General features: G+C 66.8%; 14 protein-coding genes. 6 read left to right on the top strand and 8 right to left on the bottom strand.

Annotation, left to right across the window (positions count from 1 at the left end; all coding sequences use genetic code 11):
- Positions 1–133: 133 nt before the first annotated feature.
- The 3 genes from grpE to NYP18_RS08790 form a co-directional block, all read right to left on the bottom strand.
- A complete protein-coding gene (grpE, locus tag NYP18_RS08780) occupies positions 134–793 on the bottom strand; it encodes a nucleotide exchange factor GrpE (RefSeq protein ID WP_259427815.1) in 660 nt (219 codons plus the stop codon).
- Positions 793–2,667: a molecular chaperone DnaK gene (gene dnaK / locus NYP18_RS08785; protein ID WP_259427816.1), complete on the bottom strand. Its 1,875-nt coding sequence runs from the start codon at positions 2,665–2,667 to the stop codon at positions 793–795. Before dnaK ends, grpE begins: the two co-directional genes overlap by 1 nt.
- Positions 2,668–2,839: 172 nt before the next feature.
- The gene (locus NYP18_RS08790; RefSeq protein WP_259427817.1) at positions 2,840–3,922 is read right to left on the bottom strand and encodes a DUF4272 domain-containing protein; all 1,083 of its coding nucleotides are present in this window, start codon (positions 3,920–3,922) and stop codon (positions 2,840–2,842) included.
- A 288-nt stretch (positions 3,923–4,210) separates the two neighbouring features.
- On the opposite strand from NYP18_RS08790, the gene NYP18_RS08795 reads away from it, so the two are divergent.
- Both NYP18_RS08795 and NYP18_RS08800 read left to right on the top strand, forming a co-directional pair.
- The gene (locus NYP18_RS08795; RefSeq protein WP_259427818.1) at positions 4,211–7,537 is read left to right on the top strand and encodes a proline dehydrogenase family protein; all 3,327 of its coding nucleotides are present in this window, start codon (positions 4,211–4,213) and stop codon (positions 7,535–7,537) included.
- Positions 7,538–7,569: 32 nt separating this feature from the next.
- Positions 7,570–8,988, top strand: a complete 1,419-nt coding sequence (locus NYP18_RS08800) for an AI-2E family transporter (RefSeq protein ID WP_259427819.1) — start codon at positions 7,570–7,572, stop codon at positions 8,986–8,988.
- Here NYP18_RS08800 and NYP18_RS08805 read toward each other — a convergent pair.
- The 4 genes from NYP18_RS08805 to mhpA form a co-directional block, all read right to left on the bottom strand.
- Positions 8,975–9,568, bottom strand: a complete 594-nt coding sequence (locus NYP18_RS08805) for a nucleosidase (RefSeq protein ID WP_259427820.1) — start codon at positions 9,566–9,568, stop codon at positions 8,975–8,977. The two genes, NYP18_RS08800 and NYP18_RS08805, sit on opposite strands and share 14 nt — an antisense overlap.
- A gap of 143 nt (positions 9,569–9,711) precedes the next feature.
- On the bottom strand, positions 9,712–10,620 hold the full coding sequence (locus NYP18_RS08810) for a dioxygenase family protein (RefSeq protein ID WP_259427821.1): 909 nt from the start codon (positions 10,618–10,620) through the stop codon (positions 9,712–9,714).
- Between the two features lie 29 nt (positions 10,621–10,649).
- Positions 10,650–11,741 carry a maleylacetate reductase gene (locus tag NYP18_RS08815; protein ID WP_259427822.1) on the bottom strand — a complete coding sequence of 364 codons (1,092 nt, stop codon included), beginning with the start codon at positions 11,739–11,741 and terminating at the stop codon, positions 10,650–10,652.
- Between the two features lie 42 nt (positions 11,742–11,783).
- On the bottom strand, positions 11,784–13,409 hold the full coding sequence (gene mhpA, locus NYP18_RS08820) for a bifunctional 3-(3-hydroxy-phenyl)propionate/3-hydroxycinnamic acid hydroxylase MhpA (protein WP_259427823.1): 1,626 nt from the start codon (positions 13,407–13,409) through the stop codon (positions 11,784–11,786).
- A gap of 153 nt (positions 13,410–13,562) precedes the next feature.
- Here mhpA and NYP18_RS08825 point away from each other — a divergent pair, with 153 nt between their 5' ends.
- Entirely contained in the window at positions 13,563–14,189 is a 627-nt protein-coding gene (locus NYP18_RS08825) for a TetR/AcrR family transcriptional regulator (RefSeq protein ID WP_259427824.1), read from the top strand.
- 4 nt (positions 14,190–14,193) lie between these two features.
- On the opposite strand, the gene NYP18_RS08830 is transcribed toward NYP18_RS08825, so the two are convergent.
- Positions 14,194–16,518, bottom strand: coding sequence for an ATP-binding protein (locus NYP18_RS08830; protein WP_259427825.1), 2,325 nt, complete (start codon positions 16,516–16,518; stop codon positions 14,194–14,196).
- 268 nt (positions 16,519–16,786) lie between these two features.
- Here NYP18_RS08830 and NYP18_RS08835 point away from each other — a divergent pair, with 268 nt between their 5' ends.
- The 3 genes from NYP18_RS08835 (at position 16,787) to NYP18_RS08845 (ending at position 20,980) form a co-directional block, all read left to right on the top strand.
- Positions 16,787–18,415, top strand: coding sequence for a flavin-containing monooxygenase (locus NYP18_RS08835; RefSeq protein ID WP_259427826.1), 1,629 nt, complete (start codon positions 16,787–16,789; stop codon positions 18,413–18,415).
- A 57-nt stretch (positions 18,416–18,472) separates the two neighbouring features.
- Positions 18,473–19,411, top strand: coding sequence for an alpha/beta hydrolase (locus tag NYP18_RS08840; RefSeq protein ID WP_259427827.1), 939 nt, complete (start codon positions 18,473–18,475; stop codon positions 19,409–19,411).
- A 177-nt stretch (positions 19,412–19,588) separates the two neighbouring features.
- A complete protein-coding gene (locus NYP18_RS08845) occupies positions 19,589–20,980 on the top strand; it encodes an NAD-dependent succinate-semialdehyde dehydrogenase (RefSeq protein WP_259427828.1) in 1,392 nt (463 codons plus the stop codon).
- Positions 20,981–21,077 lie beyond the last annotated feature (97 nt).

A 21,077-nucleotide genomic window follows, 5' to 3' on the forward strand; every position in this document is an offset into this window, starting at 1 on the left:
TCCTTTCTGAAACGGATTTTCTCGTTGTTCCTGTGATTATTCTGTATCACGGGTGAAAATGGGTGCACCGCCACCCGAGGGCGGCTGGAGGTGCGTCTCGGACGGCGGTGCAGGTCGGGGTGGAGCCCCCGGATTATTCGGCGGTGTCGGCCGGGTCCGCGATGATGACCATCGCGTTGCGGACGACCTTGTCGCCGAAGCGGTAGCCGTGCCGCAGAACGGTGCCGAGCACCTTCTCCTCACCCGAGGACAGGTCCTGCACCGCCTCGTGGATCTCCGGGTCGAAGGTCTCGCCCTCCGCACCGAAGGGTTCGAGCTTGAGACCCCTGACGGTATCGGTGAATTTATCGGCGAAAGCCTTGAGCGGACCGTGGTCGAGGTCCCCGTGCTTGGCGGCCAGCTCCAGATCATCGAGGATCGGCAGCAGCTGGGTCAGCACCGACGCCTTGGCGGAGTCGATGATGCCCTGGCGGTCACGTTCGGTACGCCGACGGTAGTTGGCGTACTCTGCGCTCACACGCTGCAGGTCCTCGGTGCGCTCGGCGAGCTGCGCCTCGATGTCGGAGACCTCCCCGTCACCGTCGGCGTCGGGATCCACCGGCAGAACCCCACCCTCCACCTCCGCGAAGGCGGCCTCGATCTCGGCCTGCAGGGCAGCGTCGATCTCGGGGTCGGCGTCCTGGGCGCGGGCAGCTTCCTCGGCGGCGGCCTCGGCACGTTCAGCCGAGGTCGCTTCCGGGTCGGTGTGCTCCGGGTCCCCCGGGTTGTCGGGCATCGGGTTGGGGTCCGTCACTACTTCTTCTCCCCTTCAGCGTCGGTGTCGGTGTCGGTGTCGGCGCCGGTCTCGTCCTCGACGACCTCGGCGTCGACGACGTTATCGTCGGCGGCCTCGTCACCGGCCTGTGCCTGGGTGGCGCCAGCGTTGGCGTCGGCCTCGTAGATGGCCTTGCCCATCTCCTGGGACTCGGCGGAGAGCTTCTCCACGGCCGCCTTGATGGCCTCGAGGTCCTCGCCCTTGAGTGCCTCCTCGACGCCCTTCGCGGCCTCCTCGACCTTGTCCTTGATGTCCTCGGAGACCTTCTCGGAGTTCTCCTCCACGAACTTGCGGGTCTGGTAGACCATGGACTCCGCGTTGTTACGGGTCTCCTGCTCCTCGCGGCGCTTCTTGTCCTCCTCCGCGTGGACCTCCGCGTCCTTGACCATGCGGTCGATCTCCTCCTGGGACAGGCCGGAGCCGTCCTGGATCTTGATCGTGTTCTCCTTGCCGGTGCCCTTGTCCTTGGCGGTGACGTGGACGATACCGTTGGCGTCGATGTCGAAGGTGACCTCGATCTGCGGTACACCGCGCGGGGCCGGGGCGATGCCGCCGAGCTCGAAGGAACCGAGCAGCTTGTTGGCCGCGGCCATCTCCCGCTCACCCTGGAAGACCTGGATCTGCACGGAGGGCTGGCTGTCCTCGGCGGTGGTGAAGGTCTCGGAACGCTTGGTCGGGATGGTGGTGTTGCGCTCGATGAGCTTGGTCATCACGCCACCCTTGGTCTCGATGCCGAGCGAGAGCGGGGTGACGTCGAGAAGCAGGACGTCCTTGACCTCGCCGCGCAGAACACCCGCCTGCAGGGCGGCACCGACGGCGACGACCTCATCCGGGTTCACGCCCTTGTTGGGCTCGCGGCCACCGGTCAGCTCCTTGACCAGGTCGGTGACGGCGGGCATGCGGGTCGAGCCGCCGACGAGGACGACATGGTCGATGTCGGAGACGGACATACCGGAGTCCCGGATGACCTGGTTGAAGGGCTCCTTGGTGCGGTCGAGCAGATCCTGGGTGATCTTCTGGAACTCGGTGCGGGACAGGGTCTCATCCAGGAACAGTGGGTTCTTGTCTGCGTCAACGGTGATGTAGGGCAGGTTGATGGTGGCCTGCTGGGAGGCGGACAGCTCGATCTTGGCCTTCTCGGCGGCCTCGCGCAGACGCTGCAGGGCCATCTTGTCCTTGGTCAGGTCGATGCCGTTGGAGGACTTGAACTTGTCGACGAGCCAGTCGACGACGCGCTGGTCCCAGTCGTCGCCGCCGAGCTTGTTGTCGCCGGCGGTGGCGCGGACCTCAACGACACCGTCGCCGATCTCGAGCAGGGAGACGTCGAAGGTGCCGCCACCCAGGTCGAAAACGAGGATGGTCTGTTCCTTGTCACCCTTCTCCAGGCCATAGGCCAGAGCAGCCGCGGTGGGCTCGTTGACAATACGCAGAACGTTCAGACCGGCGATCTGGCCGGCTTCCTTGGTGGCCTGACGCTGGGCGTCCTCGAAGTAGGCGGGGACGGTGATCACGGCGTCGGTGATCTCCTCACCCAGGTAGGCCTCAGCGTCACGCTTCAGCTTCATCAGGGTGCGGGCGGAAATCTCCTGCGGGGTGTACTGCTTGCCGTCGATGTCGACGGACCAGTCGGAGCCGATGTGGCGCTTGACGGAACGGATGGTGCGGTCGACGTTGGTGACCGCCTGGTTCTTGGCGGACTGGCCGACCAGGACCTCACCGTTCTTGGCGAATGCGACGACGGACGGGGTCGTCCGGGCGCCCTCGGAGTTGGCGATGACGGTGGCCTCGCCACCCTCCAGCACCGAAACCACCGAGTTGGTGGTGCCGAGGTCGATTCCTACTGCACGTCCCATATTGTTTTCCTCCTGTTTAAGCGGGCTTCCTTAAGTTGACTGCCTGAGGCTCAACTTCCGGCACCCACCCTAGCAGATGCCTTGAGCCGACTGCACTCAAGCTTACATCCCATATAACGGCGCTCCACGCAAAGTTGTTCCCGGCTGACTCAACTTCTTTTGTTTCCCCAGCTCAGAGCAGCCGCTCCGCCTCTCCCCAGGCACACCAGGGGGCACACAACCACGCCAACGCACGTGTCCACTGCTCCGCGATGACGGGCAGTCCGCCCTCCCCCTCCGCCAGTCCGTGGTGGAGAATGTGCACCAGGTCGAAGGCCTCCAGCAGCTGCGTGAGACCACGCAGCCCCGGCGCCTGCACGAGCAGAGCGGCGGTCCCCAGCCGGAGAACCTCCTCCGCCGGCCCGCTTGCCGACACCCCCTTCCACACCTCCGGATCGAAGTCCCACGCCCGCGTCCGGCCGGGCGGCAGATCAGTGATCTGCAGCGCCCAGGACAACGCCTCGACCGCGTGGCAGGAACGATGCAGCAGCCCGGCGTGCTGCCGCAGCGGGCGGGGGATGCGGGGCGGGGCGGGGGCATCGAAAAGCGAGCGGCGGGCCTGTCCGACCTCATCCAGGAAACTGCGTTCCCGCGGGGTGAGGGCGGGTCCCACCAGCTCCAGTTCGCCGAGTACCTCATCAGCGGGCGGAAAGGTCCCGTCGAGGATGTGCCTGGCGGTCACCGTCACCACAGCCAGAGCGCCCAGACGGTAGACCACCTCAACGCTGTCCCGCAGCTGCACCTCCGCCTCGGCGGGGATGACCGGGATCTGCTCCGCCGGCTCCAGGCCCGCCCGCCGGAGGGAACGCAGATTCCGCAGGCGGCGGCTGTGCGCGTCCACATGGACAGGCACCTTCACCTCCCGGCCCGGCGCCTGGAGGTTCTCCCCGTCCAGGTTGCGGAAGGGTCCGTCACCCACCCGGAAGACACAGTTGCGGGCGGTGGCCCAGGGGGCGAATTCGATGAGGTGGCGGGCGGTGTAGCCTTCCCCGCGTGCGAAGCGGTAGACCACCGCCGAGCGGGAGATGTGCCGGGCCAGGGGGTGCACGTCCACCACGGAGGGTCCGGTCACGGTCAGGCCTGCCTCTGCCAGATCCTCCAGCGCCCCGCTGACGATTCCGCCCAGTTCCCGCGGGTGCGTGAAGACCTCGACGGGTTCTGCACCGGGGGCGGTCTGCGGCACCGTGGAGAAGACGAGGACATCCATACCGCCCATGGAACCAGACTGCCGTCGCACCGCAGGAGGAGGCGCAGGATGAGGGGAGGAAACGGATCAGCGGGACAGCCGCCATGGACACCCCCGCAGCCCTATACTGGCGGGGAGCGATACAGATCACGTTCTTCCGTGCCTCCCCTGCCCCGGGCAGGGCATATCCAGGAGAAAGGTGCCCGCCAGTGAATCCGCAGCTGACCCGCACCCGTCACATCAGTGACCGTCCCCCGGTGGCCGTCTGGCCCAGCCGAACCGACTGAGTCCACCCCACTGATCCCAAGGACGTCCCCCATGTCTGAGCTCACCACCGTCGAAACAATCCTCGAGTCCGCCGTCATCCGGGCCCGGACCTGGTTGCAGGCCAGTGCCGGCGGCGCCGGCACCTCCGCCACCGAACGCCTCGCGGACCTGGTCCGTGACCCGGCCGGTGTGTCCTTCACCATGGACTTCGTGGACCGGGTCATGCGCCCAGACGACAACCGCACCGCTGCGCAGGCCCTGCGCAGCCTGGATTCACCTCCGGAGTTCCTCGGCCGGCTCAACCAGGCCGCGCTGCGGCTGGGTGGCCTGCTGGGGCCGAAACTGCCGGGCATCGTCCTACCTGCCGCCCGCACGAGGATGCGGCAGATGGTGGGGCACCTGGTGCTCGACGCGGACGGCAAGGCGCTGAATAAACTGCTGGACAAGGCCGCTGCAGAAGGCAACCAGCTCAACCTCAACCTGCTCGGTGAGGCGGTGCTGGGCGATGGGGAGGCCGACCGGCGGGCCGAACGCACGATGCAGCTGATCGACAACCCGCGGGTGACCTACATATCCGTCAAGGCCTCCAGCCTCTGCGCCCAGCTCAACCCCTGGGACCTGGAGGGCAACCTGCTCCGCCTGAAGGACCAGCTGCGGCCGATGTACCGCGCGGCGCACGCCAACGGCACCTTCATCAACCTGGACATGGAGGAGTACAAGGACCTGCGGATGACCATCCGCCTGTTCACGGAACTGCTCAGCGAGCCGGAGTTCACCGACCTGCAGGCCGGCATCGTCCTGCAGGCCTACCTGCCCGATTCCTTCGCCGCCCTGCAGGAGCTGGCCGAGTTCGCGGAACAGCGGGTCGCCGCCGGCGGCGCCCCCATCAAGATCCGCCTGGTCAAGGGCGCGAACCTCTCCATGGAGAAGGTCGAGGCGGAGGTCCACGGCTGGGAGCAGGCCCCCTACGCCACTAAAGCGGAGGTCGACGCCAACTACGTCCGACTCATCGACTTCATCCTCCGGCCGGAGCACGTTGCCAACGTGCGCATCGGGGTGGCCAGCCACAACCTGTTCACTGTGGCGCTGGCCTGGGAGCTCGGACTGGCCCGCGGAGTCACGGAGCAGATCGATGCGGAGATGCTGCAGGGCATGGCCCCGAAGCAGCAGAAGGCGGTGCAGGCGGAGGTCGGCCGGATGATCCTCTACACTCCGGTCGTCCACGCCGAGGACTTCGACGTCGCCGTGTCCTACCTGGTGCGCCGTCTGGAGGAGAACGCCACGGAGGAGAATTTCCTCCATGCCCTCTTCGCCCCCGACATCGAGCCGCCGAGCCCGATGGACCTGCAGGAGCAGGCCCTGCGCCGGGCCGTGGCCGAGCGGGAGAGCACCTCTGTGGAGCCGCGCCGGAAGCAGGACCGGCAGACGGAGCAGGGCCGCCGGGCGCCGCAGACGGGACGGTTCTGCAATGAACCGGACACGGATCCGGCCCTGCGCGTCAACCGGGCCTGGGCGCTGGATGCTCTGGCGGCCGAGCCCTACCGCCTGCGGGCGGAGGAGATCACCGACCCGGCGGTCGTCGACAAGGCAGTGCAGCAGGGACGTGAGCTGGCCACCGCCTGGGCACAGCGCAGTGGCGCGCAACGCGCCGAGGTGCTGGACACCATCGCCGATGAGCTGGCGGATGCCCGCGGTGCGCTGGTCACCGTGATGGCCCAGGAGGCCGGCAAGACCATCGACCAGTCGGACCCGGAGATCTCCGAGGCCATCGACTTCGCCACCTACTACGCCGAATCCGCCCGCAACCTCGACCGCTCCCGTTCCCGCTTCACCCCGCACGCGCTGACGGTGGTGGTGCCACCGTGGAACTTCCCGGTCGCCATCCCCACGGGCGGGGTGCTGGCCGCGCTGGCGGCAGGGTCTGCCGTGATCATCAAGCCGGCACCGCAGACCGTGGCGTGCGCGGAGGTGCTGGTCGACGCGGTGCACCGCGGGTTGGAGAAGCACGGCGTCGATAAGGACCTGGTCCAGTTCCTGCCCACCGATGAAGCGGAGGCCGGGCAGCGCCTGATCTCCCATGGGGACGTCGACCAGGTCATCCTCACCGGCGCGACAGAAACCGCCGCCCTGTTCCGGTCCTGGCGCCCGGAGATGAACCTGAGCGCGGAGACCTCCGGCAAGAACGCGATCATCGTGACCCCGGCCGCGGATCCGGACCTGGCGGTCGCCGATATCCTCCGCTCCGCCTTCGGGCACGCGGGCCAGAAATGCTCGGCGGCCTCGCTGGTCATCTTCGTCGGTTCGGCGGGACGGTCGAAGCGGCTGCGGACGCAGCTTCTCGACGCCGTCGGCACCCTCCGCGTCGGCTCCGGAACCGATATCTCCACCACCATGAACGGACTGATCGAACCCCCCGGGGAGAAGCTGCACCGCGGTCTGACCCAGCTCGACTCCGGCCAGGACTGGTTGCTGGAGCCCCGCCGCCTCGACGAGGAGGGCCGCTTCTGGTCGCCCGGTGTGCGCGACAACGTCCGCCCTGGCTCCTGGTTCCACACCAACGAGTGCTTCGGCCCGGTCCTGGGCATCATGTACGCCGCGACGCTGGATGAGGCGATCTCCTGGCAGAACTCCACCGGTTACGGGCTGACCGGGGGCATCCATTCCCTCAACGACGCAGAGATCGACCACTGGCTGGACAACGTTGAGGTGGGCAACGCCTACGTCAACCGCGGCATCACCGGCGCGATCGTGCAGCGGCAGTCCTTCGGTGGCTGGAAGAAATCCGTCATCGGCCCCGGAGCCAAGGCCGGCGGCCCGAACTACGTTGCCCAGCTGGGTACCTGGTCCGACGGGGAACCCGACCACGCGCAGGTGGAACTCTCCCCCGCCGTCAACGATCTGCTTGCCGACGCCGCCGCCGAGCTCTCCCCGGCCGACCTCGCGTGGCTGCGCGCGGCCGCCGAACTTGATGAGCTGGCCTGGCGGGAGGAGTTCAGCCGCGAACACGACCTGACGGGGCTGCGCAGCGAGGCAAACATCTTCCGCTACCGCCGGCTGCCGGAACCGCTGCAGGTGTGGGTCGGCCCCGGTGCCACCGGGCGCGACCTGTGGCGGTTGCGGATGGCGGGTCTGCGGACAGGCACCGGCATCGAGGTCATCGAGGGCACCAATCTCAGCCCGGGCAGCCGGGTGCGGGCCCTCGGGGAGGTTGATCCGGCGCTCTACGCAGCCGCCGCGGAGAACGGCTCCGTCATCCTCGACCAGCCTGTGCTCGCCGACGGTCGCCGGGAGCTGCTCCCCTTCCTGCTGGAGCAGGCCGTCACCGTGACCCTGCACCGTTTCGGTGTGCTGCGGCCGGTCGGCTCCGTGCGCGGCTGACAATCGATTTCTCTGGCAGAATTGAAAACCTGATGAGCACACCGAAAAGCCCCCACAACCCCGGCGAGACGGGGACCGACACCCACGACCTCGCCGAGGCCGTCTCCGACTTCGCCGAGCTGTCCGACAACCCGCAGGACGTCACCGGCCCCCAGGACAGTGATGACGTCACCGACCGCGCGGTGTTCATCGGCCGGGACGGCCGCTGGGCCGCCGGCTGGGCCCTCCGTTTCATCATCTTCGTCGCCGCGGCCTACATCCTGGGCCAGATCCTCGGCTTCGTGTGGGCCGGCCTCCTGCCGGTCCTCCTGGCGCTGCTGGTCGCCACTGTGCTGTGGCCACCGGTGAAACTCCTGCGGGACAAGCTGCGCTTCCCCGCTGCACTGGCCACGGTCGTGGTCCTGGTCGGCTTCTTCGCCATCATCGGCGGCATCTTCGCCGCGATGGCCCCGACCATCCGCAACCAGGGCCGGGATCTGATCACGCAGGCCACCGAGGGCATCAATCAGCTGGCGGACTGGGTCCAGGGCCCGCCCCTCAACCTTGATCTCGGCCAGTTCAATGACGTGCTCGAGGACATCACCGGCTTCCTGCAGGAAAGGTCCTCACAGATCGCCTCCGGCGTATTCACGGGACTGAGTGCGGCAACCTCCGTCGCGGTCACCCTCGTGGTGATGCTGGTGCTGACGTTCTTCTTCCTCAAGGACGGCGACCGTTTCCTGCCCTGGCTGCGCAAGTACACCGGAGCCAACGCCGGCTGGCACCTCACCGAGGTGCTCACCCGCACCTGGAACACGCTGGCCGGCTTCATCCGGGCCCAGGCGATCGTGTCCTTCGTCGACGCCGTTCTCATCGGCATCGGCCTGCTCGTCCTGGGTGTGCCGTTGGCCTTCGTCCTGGCTGTGATCACATTCTTCGCCGGCTTCATCCCGATCGTCGGTGCCTTCACCGCCGGCGCCCTGGCCGTGATCGTCGCATTGGTGACCAACGGCGTGACCAACGCCCTGTTCGTGCTGCTGCTGATCATCGCGGTCCAGCAGCTCGAGGGCAACATCCTCAGCCCGTTCCTGCAGTCCAAGGCCATGAACCTGCATGCCGCCGTGGTCCTGCTCTCCGTCACGATCGGCTCCACTCTCTTCGGGATCGTCGGAGCCTTCCTCGCCGTGCCGGTCGCTGCGACGGTGGCGGTCTTCTTCCGCTACCACTCCGAGCTGGTGGCCCTGCGTGCCGGGGAGATCACCATCGACGACATCGAGATCGCCACCGCCCGGGGCAGCACCCTCACCTCCTGGGAGGCGTTCACCGCCGTGCGGGGGAAGCTGATCTCCATGGGCCGACGGAAGTCCTCGAACGAGGACACCGGGGATGCCGGGGACGCCGGGGACCCCACCGAAGAAAAAACCCCGGCCGAGGCCGGGGCGGAAGCTGGAGACTCCACTAAACCGGAGTGACGACAGCTTCCTCGAGGAGACGGACCGCCTTGGCCAGCTGGACCGCGCCGGTGTCCACGGCGTCAGCCCAACCCGGGGCGGTTTCCTCATCCGCGCGGTCCGAGATCTGCTTGAGCAGCGTCACCGGGACGTTGAAGCTGTGCGCCACGGCGCACACGGCGTAGCCCTCCATGTCCACCAGACCGGCGTCCTGCGCCAGACGGTCGCGGGTGACGGAATCCTCGACGAAGGTGTCACCGGTGGCCAGCTGGGCCGTGGGGAACCGCCCGGAGATCTCCGGCTCGAAGGCGATCGGCAGGGCCACGCCGGTGACACCGGGGACCTCCGCGGACATGAAGTCGTGCTTGTGCACACGGTCGATCTCGTAGACGCCGTTCTCGTGGTCATCCCGCAGCGCGCCGGCAGTGCCGATGTTGATGATGCGGGAGGGCAGGTTGCCGGCAGCGCGACGTGCGGACAGCTCGAGCGTCAGGTTGATCGCGGCGGGCAGGGTGCCCACTCCGGTGATGAGGACATCGGAGCCCTCGGGCAGGTGGGCGGCTTCACCGGGGACAGCGGCAACGAAAAGGGGTGCAGTCATGGGTGGAAAGTGTACGTCGTCCACGGTGGATTGCCTACCTGGAGTGACCGGGTTCGCACCGGAGACCAGCAGGCTGATATGCCACCACCGCCCCACGCGAAGACGATCGCGTGGGACGGCGGGCTGGGGCAGGAACCGTGGAGTCAGGCCTGGGCAGGTGCGAGGACGATGTCGAAGCGGGTCTTCGCCCAGTCCTGCTCACCCACATCCCGCCCGTCCGGGGTCGGGGTACCCGCCGGCTGCTGCTCGAAACGCTTGATCAGCGAGTCCTTGACCCCGAACACCGAATCCCCGATGGCCAGCTGCGGGTCGCCGTCGACGAAGATGTGGGTGACCAGGGTGCGCTGCCCGGGTGCGGTGACCATGAAGTGCAGGTGCGCGGCACGCACCGGGGACCGACCCACCGCCTCGAGCATCTGGCCCACCGGACCGTCATGGGGGATGGGGTAGGGCACAGGTGTCAGGCCCCAGAACCGGTAGTTGCCCTGTTCATCGGTGAACAGGTGGGCACGGGCCGACATCCGCCCGTCGGTGTACTGCACGTCGTAGAGGCCGTCCTCGTCGCACTCCCACACCTCGATCCGTGCACCCGGGACGGGGTTGCCGTCGGTGTCGGTGACCGTGCCCTCCACCCAGGCGGGTTGGCCTTCCGCGCCGAAGGCGATGTCGTCACCGTTGTTGACCAGGGGGGCGTCGTCGAGGAAGAAGGGGCCGAATACGGTGGCCTCGGTGGCATCGGCATAGGCCTGGTTGTTCACGGCGATGGTCTGCATCGAGGCGCCCAGGGTGTCCGACAGCAGGACGAATTCCTGTCGTTTGTCATCGGTGATGTGCCCGACGGCGGTGAGGAAGTCGATGGCCTTATTCCACTCTTCTTCCGTCAGGCGGACATCGCGGATGAAGTCATGCAGATGCACCGTCAGGGACTGCATGATCTGCTTCAGGCGCGGGTCGGGGGCGTTGTCGAAGGAGGCGAGCACGCGCTCGACGAGTTCCTCCTCCACCTGCTGCTGTGCCTGGCTGATACCGGTCTGGGTGGTTGCCTGCGTCATGTGTTCTTCAGCTTCCTTATCCTGGCGTCTTACTGTGCGTACTGCAGATCATCGGTGAGCACGGCCGGGTCATCGCCGTTGAGTGCAGCCGTGAGCAGTGCGGTGAGATTGTCTTTCGTGATATCCCGCGGATTGTTGGCCGGGAGCTTCTCCAGGACGATCTCCACGGCCTCCGGGATCCCGTCGGCGGTGAAGCCGTAGTCGGACAGCCGCTGCGGTGCGTCGACCTGTCCACGCAGTTTCTGCAGTCCCTCGAGTGCGGTGTCGGTGCCGAAGGCCGCGGCGGCACGCGCCTCGGCCTGCGGTGCATGAGGGGCGTTGAAGGCCAGCACATAGGGCAGGACCGTGGCGTGGGTCTGGGCATGCGGCAGGTTGAAGGTCCCGCCCAGCACATGGCAGATCTTGTGGTGCAGGCCGGATCCCGCGGAGGAAAACGACACCGCAGACAGGTACGCACCGTAGAGGGCCTCATCCCGCCCGGCGATCGACTGCGGATCAGCGACGATCTTGGGCAGCCCGGCCGCCAGCGCCCGGATGCCTTCGGCGGCCAGGGCGGCGTTGATGGGATCAGCCTTCGGCCCCCACAGCGAGTCGATGCAGTGGGCCATGCCGTTGAGGCCGGAGGCCACGGACATGTCCACCGGCAGGGACAGGGTCAGTGCCGAGTCGTAGATCACGGTGACGGGCAGGACCTTGTCGTCGACACCGGTGGTCTTACGTGCGGCCTCGGTGATACCCCATACGTTGGTGGCCTCGGAGCCGGCGTAGGTGGTCGGTACCGCGATGATCGGGATGCCGGTTTCCAGGGCGATGGCCTTGGCCAGGCCGGTGGTGGAGCCGCCGCCGACGCAGACAAGCAGCTCGATGCCGTTGTCAGTGGCCTTGCGGCGGGCGGTCTCAGCGACCTCGACGGGGACGTGCATGACCACGTCCGTGTGCCAGAGTGCGACATCGATACGCGCCGCGACCTGCTCCGCGATCTCCAGTTCACGCTCCCCGGCGATGACCATCACGTTTCCGGCACCGAGGCGGTCGACCTCGGTGTGGAGGTGGTCGGCCGCCTGGCCGTGTCCGAACAGCACCCGCTGTGCGAGGGTGGCGTGCTCAAAACTCAATGACATGTTCTCTGGCCTTTCTGTGGCTCATGGGCTCTGGTGGGGTTCTTACTGGGCGAGTGTCGGCTGCGCGCTCAGGTGCAGCAGCTGGCCGAGCTTGCCCAGCTGGCTCTGCAGCTCGGAGGCATCGGCGGCGGTGGCGTAGACGTAGAAGTCCGGGCGGGTGATCACGTAAGCGGCACCGGCGCCCTCCAGCCAACGGCTGTAGACACCCTCAGTGTCCACGACATCGACCTGGTCCGCGTGGTTGCCGACGCTGACGGTGGTGGCCCCGATCGTCTCGAGGGTGGCCAGCTGTCCGGCGTCAAGCACGGCTGCCGGGTCGGTGTTGAGGCCGATGACGGTCCAGCCGCGGCCGACGACATCGTCGAACCGGCCCTTGCGTCCCTGGTATTCAACGAGGCCCTGCTTGGCCAGCTCGCCGCCGTGGGTGGTGTCCTGGATCCAGATTCCGGGACCCAGGTGGGCGACGTCGGTGTTGACGGGGGTGCCGTCGGAGTTGGCGAGTTCGGCGATCATGCGCTCATCGCGCTTCGCGGCCTCCTCCTCATCGGTGATGCAGATGACGTCGCCGAGGCTCATGGAGAAGTCGATGTAGTGGCGGACATGCTCGCGGCGCTCCTCGCCGTAGGAGTCCAGCAGATCATCACCGGCCTTGCCGTCGAGCACGAGGTCGAGGCGCCAGGCCAGGGCCAGGGAGTCGCGGATTCCGGCGCACATGCCCTCACCTGCGAAAGGCGGCATGAGGTGGGCGGCGTCGCCGGCGATGAACGCCCGGCCCGAGCGCCATTGCTCGGCCCAGCGGGATTCGAAGCGATAGATCGCGGAGCGCTCCAGGATCGCCTTGTCGGGAGTGACCCCCCAGGGCTCCAGCAGCTTCCAGGCGCTTTCCTCGCTGGCCAGTTCCTTGAGGTCCTCGCCCGGCAGGGCCATGAACTCCCAGCGGCGGCGGCCCGGGCCGCCGGGGACGATGGTGGTCGGGCGCTTGGGGTCGCACAGCTGCCAGTGGTCCGGACCGTACTCCAGTTCCTGGGTCGGCTTGAGGTCCAGGATCAGCCAGTCGAAGAAGAAGCCGAGGTCGTTCATCTCCATGCCGAGGGTGTCGCGGATGAGGCTGTTCGCGCCGTCAGAGCCGACGGCGTACTTCGCGCGGATCTGCACCTGTTCGGCGTCCGGGTTCTCCACCTCGGGGTTGTCGGTGATCTCGCCGTACAGGGTGACGGACTCATCGTCCTGCTGGAGGTCGGTGACCTTCCAGCCGCAGCGGATCTCGACGTTGTCCATTGTCTCGGCGATCCCGCGCAGGCGCTTCTCCAGGTCCGGCTGGTAGAACCAGTACCGCGTGCGCCAGCCGGAGTCGGTGATGGAGGTCCAGTCGACCTCCATGAGGGACTCACCCTCGGCGTTGCGCCAGGAGTAGAGGTCCGTGTGGTGCTCGATGGCGGCGTCGTTCTCGGAGTCGATGTCGATGTAACCGAGGATGCGGGCGATCTCGTGGTCGAAGGTCACGGCGCGGGGACGCTCGTAGAAGGTCGGCCACTTCTCCACGATGATGGCGCGGTGGCCCTTCTTGCCGAGCAGGACGGCGAGCAGGGTGCCGACCGGGCCGCCGCCGACGATCACGACGTCAGTGTCAAAGTTCTGGTTGTCTGCGGTGTTGCCGTTGAGTGACATGAGCGCGTCTCCCTCTTTTGATGTGATCTGGAACATGTTGTCTGGCACACATTGTGAATCATCATTCATTTATGGACAAGGATTCACCCTCATAGCTACCCCCGACCACCCCCGGACATGGGTGTGACCTGGGCGATCATTTACGGTGAACGGATGACGAAAACCGACGACCGGCGAAGCAGGCGCCGCGAACAGACCCGGGCGCGGCTTATCGACGCCGCACGCACGTTGATGGCCGAACGCGGGTTCAACGAGGTCGGCATCGCCGAGATCACCGAGGCCGCCGACCTGGGCACGGGCACCTTCTACAACTACTTCCCCTCCCGCGAGCAGCTGCAGGCCGCCGTCGCAGAGGATTCCATGGAGAAGGTCGGCGACGTCCTGGACCGCGAGGTCTCCAGCCTGGAGGACCCGGCCGAGGCCTTCGCCGGATCACTGCGCCACCTGGTCCGCCATGCGCTCAGCAACCGGGTGTGGGGTGGATTCCTGGTCCAGATGGGTGCGGCCCACCCCGCCCTGGTACGCATCCTCGGCCCCCGCGCACGACGGGATCTGCTGCGGGGACTGGAATCCGGCCGGTTCACCATCGACGACCTGGATCTGGCCACCACCTGTACCTTCGGCTCCCTCATCGCCTCGATTCAGCTGGCGATGGATTCGGAGCCCCGCGAGGACCGCGACCAGATCTTCGCCCGCGCGATGCTGCGGATGGTCGGGGTCCCGGCCGGGGAGGCAGCGGAGGTCGCGGGGCGGCCGCTGCGCGAGATCGACCTCACCTGAGCGCTCATCCCGCCTGGCGCAGGCTCTCCACCCAGGTGGCAACCTGGGTGCGGGAGTTGAATCCGAGCTTGTTGAGGATCCGTTCGACATGCCCCTCGATGGTGCGCGGGGAGAGCACCAGCCTGCCGGCTATCTGACGGTTGGTCAGCCCCTGGGAAACCAGTTCCGCCACCTCCCTCTCGCGGCTGCTCAGCGGGTTGTCCCCCACCGTGCCCGCAGGCTCGGCCTGCGGTGCCCTCCTGCCCAGGGCCACCGCGATCGCCTCGGTCTTGCTGTCGCGCGCCCCCTGTTCCACCCCCTCCGGTGAACGTTCCCCGAGAGCTGCCCGGATCTCGGCTGCGGAGGCCTCCGACATTTCAGTGATGTGGGGCCCGAAAGCCTGGATGCTGGTGCCCAATTCCCGCCAGACGGCGTCGGCGGCGTCGGCAAGCTCCCTTCCCCGCTCGAAGTCACCGGCCGAGACCGCGATCCAGGACAGCAGCTCGACGCTCATGGCGGTACAGATGCCGTCCTGGAAATCCTCCTGGATCTCCAGGGCGTGGGTAGCGGCGGCCATCGCGGCAGGATAATCCCCCAGCTGCCAGTGGCAGATCCCGGAAACCCACCACAGGTACGACTGATTCCACTGCTCCCCGTGTTGCTCCGCGATCGCCATCGCCGCGCTGCTGATCCGCAGTCCCTCCTCAGGCTCGCCCCCGAAGATCTGCGCCATCACCAGCTGAAACATCGCCGTGAGCTGCGGGACGGTCCGGCCATGGCCCTCATGCTCAGCGATGACCTTCCGGAACTGCTCCGTGGCGGCCACCAGATCCCCGGTGAACACGGCGTGCTGGGCCTGCCAGTGCCGGGCGTAGATCTCCATCTCCTGATCCGGCAACGAACGCGCGATGGACAGCGACACCTCCAGATGATCGGCCGCATCCTGGTGGTCGCCCTGGATCAGGGCCACCCACCCGGCCACCCAGGAGGCGGATCCCCGCGCATGCGCAGAAAGCTCCGGGTGGCGGAGAATCCGCTCCAGCCAGCCCCGGCCGTCGCTGAGGAACCCACCCGCTATCCAGTGGTAACGCAGGCCGACGGCGATCCGGGCAGCCACATCCTGCTCACCCGGGGTGTCCAGTGACCACCTGAGTCCGGCCAGCAGGTTCGGCCTCTCCGCGCGTGTGGCCGCGAGGGACTCCGCCTGGTCCGGACCATTCCAGGCCGCAAGCCTCGCCTCGACACGCGCCAGATAATGGTCCCGGTGCCGGCGGTGCAGTTCATCCCGCTCCGCGGCATCGGTGAGCAACTGGTTCCCGTACTCGCGGACCGTCATCAGCTGGCGGTAGCGGATCCCCTCCCCCGTCCGCTCCGTCTGCAGGAGGGACTTGGACACCAGCTGATCCATCAGATCGAAGACCTCGGACGTATCCAGTTCCCCGAAACCGCAGACCGATTCCGCAGCGTCAAGATCCAGGGCATCCGGGAATACCGACAGCCGGCGCCACAGTAGCTGCTCCGCCCCGGAGCACAGCTCATAACTCCAGTCGATCAGGGCCTGCAGGGTCTGCTGACGTGGCAGGGTGGTCCGGTCGCCGCGGCTGAGCAACTGAAAACGCTGGTCCAGCCGGTCCAGCAACTGGCCCGGGGTCAGCGACCGCAGTCGCGTGGCGGCCAACTCGATGGCCAGCGGAATTCCATCCAGGCGGATGCACAGCTGCGCCACGGCCTCCCTGTTCTCCGGGGTCACCGAAAAATCCGGTACAAGCTGGCGTGCCCGGTCCACCAGCAGCGTCACCGCTTCCGAACCCTCGATGCCAACGCCCCCACTGTCCGAAGACGGCGTCGACAGAGGGGCCACGACGCGGACCGACTCGGCGACGATGTGCAGCGGCTCCCGGCTCGTGGCCAGAATCCGCACCCCCGGCGCCGCCGCCAGCAGGCGGCCCACCAGTTCAGCGGTCTCCTGGAGCACATGCTCACAATTGTCCAGGACCAGCAGGATCTCCCGGTCCCGGAGATAATCCACCACGCGTTCCAGGGCCACCCGGTTTGACTGGTCGGGCACCCGCAGGGCCGTCGCCACCGCCGGGGCCACGCGGTCACCGGTACGCAGGCTGTCGAGCTCGACCAACCAGACCCCATCGCGGAAACCCCTCCTGGAGCGCTCGGCGATCTCCGACGCCAGGCGGGTCTTCCCCACTCCCCCAGGCCCCGTGAGAGTGACCAGGCGGGAATCCGCCATGACCGCCCTGATCTCTGCGAGCTCACGACGCCTGCCGATGAAACTCGTCGTCGAGATCTTCCCGAGGGCGGAACCCCCGCTGGGGGCACCAGAATTTCCGGACACAGTTCGCCTTCCTTCCTGTCGGCGGCGCTCCGGGGACAGCCCCGGAGATCCACCCAACGTTAGCGTCCACCCGTACCCCGGAGAAGAACCCTCATCGTCGGTGCCGTCCGCGCATCCGCAGCTACCCGGGTATATCCGCGTACATCCAGGCCATACGGACCAGGTAGGGATCGGGTGGCGTTTAGGGTGATTCCACCCATGACTTCAATCACACCGGGCCATATCGTATTGCTCCAGACACACCCCTTCAGCCCGTCAGGAGCAGAACATGTCCCACTCTCAGACCCACGATGTGATCGTCATCGGCGCCGGATTCGCCGGCCTCTACTCCGTGCACAAGCTGCGCGACCAGATGGGCCTGGACGTCACGGCCTTCGAGGCGGCCTCCGGCGTCGGCGGCACCTGGTTCTGGAACCGCTACCCCGGCGCCCGCTGCGACATCGAGAGCATCCACTACTCCTACTCCTTCTCCGAGGAGCTGCAGCAGGAGTGGAACTGGTCCGAGCGCTACGCCGGTCAGCCCGAGATCCTGGACTACCTCAACCACGTCGCCGACCGCTTCGACCTGCGCCGCAACATCCAGTTCAACACCCGGGTGACCTCCATGGTGTGGGACGAGGAGAACTCCTTCTGGCGCGTGGGCACCGACGACGGGAAGACCACCACCGCCCGCTACGTCATCTCCGGCGCCGGCAACCTCTCCGTCCCCAAGAAGCCGGACTTCCCCGGTGTGCAGGATTTCCAGGGCGACGTCTATGTCACCGGTAACTGGCCGCAGGAGCCGGTCGATTTCACCGGCAAGCGCGTCGGCGTCATCGGCACCGGCTCCTCCGGCATCCAGGCGATCACCGAGATCGCCAAACAGGCCGGCCATCTCACCGTCTTCCAGCGCACCCCGAACTTCGCCACCCCGATCGGCAACGGTCCGATCGATCCGGAGCTCTACGCCGAGCAGAAGGCCCGCTACGCGGAACTCCGGAAGGAGGCCCGCAACCACGTCCAGGGTGTCCCCCTCGAGTCCCCGCTGCCCTCCGCCATCGAGGTCAGCGAAGAAAAGCGCAAGGAGGTCTACGACAAGCGCTACACCCAGGGCGGCTTCCGCATGTTCCTGTCGACCTTCGCGGACATCTACCACAACAAGGCATCCAACGACACCGCTGCCGACTACATCCGCGGGCGAATCAAGGAGCGTGTGAAGGATCCGGCAGTCGCCGAACTGCTCAGTCCCACCGACCACCCTTACGCCGCCAAGCGCCCCGCCTTCGAGAACGGTTACTTCGAAGCCTTCAACCGGGACAACGTGGAGCTGGTGGACGTCAAGTCCAACCCCATCGAGCGGGTCACCACCACCGGACTGAACACCACCACCGACGAGTACGAGTTCGACGTCCTGGTCCTGGCCACCGGCTTCGACGCCATGACCGGTCCCCTGATGGCGATGGGCATCGTGGGCAAAAACGGCGAGCGCCTGCAGGACAAGTGGGCCGATGGACCGGAAACCTACCTGGGCATCACCGTCAACGGCTTCCCCAACCTCTTCCTGATCACCGGCCCGCAGAGCCCCTCGGTGCTCTACAACATGCCGCTGGCCATCGAGGACCACGTGGACTTCGCCACCGCGGCCATCGCCCACCTGAACGAGCACGACCTGGCCATCATCGAAGCCGACGCCGAGGCGGAGAAGGCCTGGGTGGAGCACGCCAATGAGAAGGCCGCGGAATCCCTGCTGCCGGAGGCCAACTCCTGGTTCATGGGCTCGAATATCCCGGGCAAACCGCGCCGCTGCCTGGTCTACGTGGGCGGCGCACCGACCTACCGTGCTATCTGCGACGAGGTCGTGGCCGCAGGCTACCGGGGCTTCGAACTCTCCCCGGCCCTGGAACTGGCCCAGGCCTGACCTCTCTCCCCGTCCGGAACGCCGGCCCCGCCGGCACCAGCTGAAAGGAAACAACCAATGACAGTGGACAGTGCCGTCCAGACCCTCATCAACGGACTCGCGGAGCAGGGCCAGAAACCCTTCGGGGAGATCTCCGTGGCGGAAGGCCGGGCAGTGGTGGCCTCATTCACCGGCCTGCAGAAGCCCGCCCAGGAGGTGGCGCGGGTGGTCGACGAGACCATCGACGGGCCCGGCGGTGAGCAGCGCCTGCGGATCTTCATTCCGGAGAACCAGGGGACAACCCCGCTCCCCGTGGTCGTCTACTACTACGGCGGAGGGTTTGTGGCGGGCAGCCTCGACGTCGCAGAGGAGTCCAACCGGGCCCTGGCCAACGACACGGGCGCGATCGTGGTCGCCGCCAGCTACCGGCTGGCCCCCGAGCATAAATTCCCCGCAGCCACCGACGACACCTTCGCCGCATTGCGCTGGGCCGCTGAACACATCAGCGAATACGGCGGCGACCCGGCACGCATCGCCGTGATGGGCGACAGCGCGGGTGGCAACCTGGCCGCGGTGGCCGCACAGCGGGCCCGCGATGAGGGCGGCCCGGAGCTGGCTGCCCAGGTGCTGATCTACCCGGCCATCGACGCCACCGCTGACACGGAGTCCAAACGTGAATTCGCCGAGGGCTACGTGATCAGCACCGCTGACATGGACTACTTCTGGAGTCAGTACCTCAACTCCCCCGAGGAGGCGGCAGACCCGCGCGCCACCCCCTCCCGGGGCAACCTGGCAGGCCTGCCGCCGGCCCTGGTGCTCAGCGTCGAGTACGAGGTTCTGCGGGATGAGGCGGAGGACTACGCCGACCAGCTGTCCGCTGCGGGAGTGGCAGTGGAGAAGGTACGTCTGCCCGGTCTGATCCATGGCGTCTACAACATGTCCGGGGCGATCCCCCGCTGGACCGAGATCCACGACACCACCGTCGACTTCCTCCGGGATAAACTGCAGGTCAATTAGGTTTTAACCTCCGAGAACCGCTGATGGGAACATCAGCGGTTTTTTCGTGTCTCCCGTCGATCCGGGCACTTCACCGGAGCGCGGGGAAACACAGGCCCACATTGATGACTCGTCAACATATGTTATGATAGTACTTGCCTTTCAAATTGGAGACTTTATTAGGAAAGGGCAATTACTATGGCTTATCAGACCCTCAACCCCTACACCGGAGAAATTCTCAAGACTTTCGAGGACGCCACCGAGGAACAGATCGAGGCGGCCATCGCCGGTGCCCAAGAGGCATTCCTCAACTGGCGCAACGAGCCGGTGACGGAGCGCGCCGCACTCCTGCAGCGCGCCGCGGACGAGCTCCGCGCCAACTCCCGCCCTTATGCCGAGATCCTCACCATGGAGATGGGCAAGCTCATCGGCGAGGCCGAGGCCGAAGTCGAACTCTCCGCGAAGATCCTCGAGTACTACGCCAAGTTCGGCCCTGCCCATCTGACGCCGCGTTACCTGCCGGCGGAGGGCTTCGGCGACACCGATGTGGCACTCGTCAATGAGCCACTGGGTGTCCTCTACGCCATCGAGCCGTGGAACTTCCCCTTCTACCAGGTCATCCGCATCTCTGCTCCGCAGCTGATGGCCGGCAACACCATCGTGCTCAAGCACGCCGCGAACGTCCCCCAGTCCGCCCTGGCCATGGAGAAGCTCTACCGTGACGCCGGTGCGCCGGAGGGCCTGCTGACCAACATCTTCGCCAACCACGACGCCACCGACCGGATCCTGGCTGACCCGCGGATCAAGGGTGTCGCACTGACCGGTTCGGAGCGAGCCGGCTCCGTCGTCGCCGCCACCGCGGCGAAGAACCTGAAGAAGTCCACCCTGGAGCTCGGCGGTGCCGACGCCTTCATCGTGCTCGAGGATGCCGACATCGAGAAGGCCGCCCGCTGGGCAGCCTTCGGCCGCCACTGGAACGCCGGCCAGGTCTGCGTGTCCTCCAAGCGTCTGATCGTGGTGGATTCCGTCGCCGATGAGTTCATGGAGGACTACCGCGGACACGTCGATAAGCTCGTCGCCGGTGACCCCATGGATCCGGTGACCACCCTGGCACCCCTGTCCTCCCAACAGGCCGCCGATGACCTGGCCGCCCAGGTGGAGATGGCCCGTGGGGAAGGCGTCACCGTCGAGGAGATCGGTGCGGAGGTCCCCGAGCAGGGCGCCTTCTTCCGCCCGACGCTTCTCACCGACATCCCGACCGGCTCGAAGACCGCGCACACCGAGTTCTTCGGCCCCGTCACCCAGCTCTACCGGGTCAAGGACGAGAACGAGGCCGTGGCCGTCGCCAACGACAGCCCCTTCGGCCTCGGTGGCCCGGTCTTCTCCGAGGACATCAAGCGCGCCAAGAAGGTCGCCCGCCGCATCGACACCGGCATGGTCTACATCAACCAGCCCACCGGTGTGAAGGCGGATATCCCCTTCGGTGGCGTGAAGAACTCCGGCTACGGCCATGAGCTCATCGACCTGGGCATCAAGGAATTCATCAACCAGAAGGTCGTCGTGGTCAGCGACATCGACGGTTCCTTCTGATGTGATCAGCGGGAGTACCTGCGTCTGACAGCAAAAGCTCCTGCCCCCAGAATGTTATGGAGCTCTTTTCGGTAGCGGGGTTGGGTCTATCCGGTAG

The organism is Corynebacterium lemuris (assembly GCF_024919295.1).
GTDB classification, from domain to species: domain Bacteria; phylum Actinomycetota; class Actinomycetes; order Mycobacteriales; family Mycobacteriaceae; genus Corynebacterium; species Corynebacterium lemuris.

What these genes read in the sequence shown, in the direction of transcription:
- NYP18_RS08825 (WP_259427824.1), top strand. Translation starts at nt 13,563, where the DNA reads ATGACGAAAACCGACGACCGGCGAAGCAGGCGCCGCGAACAGACCCGG.
- NYP18_RS08815 (WP_259427822.1), bottom strand. Translation starts at nt 11,741, where the DNA reads ATGTCATTGAGTTTTGAGCACGCCACCCTCGCACAGCGGGTGCTGTTC.
- NYP18_RS08805 (WP_259427820.1), bottom strand. Translation starts at nt 9,568, where the DNA reads ATGACTGCACCCCTTTTCGTTGCCGCTGTCCCCGGTGAAGCCGCCCAC.
- mhpA (WP_259427823.1), bottom strand. Translation starts at nt 13,409, where the DNA reads ATGTCACTCAACGGCAACACCGCAGACAACCAGAACTTTGACACTGAC.
- NYP18_RS08795 (WP_259427818.1), top strand. Translation starts at nt 4,211, where the DNA reads ATGTCTGAGCTCACCACCGTCGAAACAATCCTCGAGTCCGCCGTCATC.
- dnaK (WP_259427816.1), bottom strand. Translation starts at nt 2,667, where the DNA reads ATGGGACGTGCAGTAGGAATCGACCTCGGCACCACCAACTCGGTGGTT.
- NYP18_RS08810 (WP_259427821.1), bottom strand. Translation starts at nt 10,620, where the DNA reads ATGACGCAGGCAACCACCCAGACCGGTATCAGCCAGGCACAGCAGCAG.
- NYP18_RS08835 (WP_259427826.1), top strand. Translation starts at nt 16,787, where the DNA reads ATGTCCCACTCTCAGACCCACGATGTGATCGTCATCGGCGCCGGATTC.
- NYP18_RS08845 (WP_259427828.1), top strand. Translation starts at nt 19,589, where the DNA reads ATGGCTTATCAGACCCTCAACCCCTACACCGGAGAAATTCTCAAGACT.
- NYP18_RS08800 (WP_259427819.1), top strand. Translation starts at nt 7,570, where the DNA reads ATGAGCACACCGAAAAGCCCCCACAACCCCGGCGAGACGGGGACCGAC.
- NYP18_RS08790 (WP_259427817.1), bottom strand. Translation starts at nt 3,922, where the DNA reads ATGGGCGGTATGGATGTCCTCGTCTTCTCCACGGTGCCGCAGACCGCC.
- NYP18_RS08840 (WP_259427827.1), top strand. Translation starts at nt 18,473, where the DNA reads ATGACAGTGGACAGTGCCGTCCAGACCCTCATCAACGGACTCGCGGAG.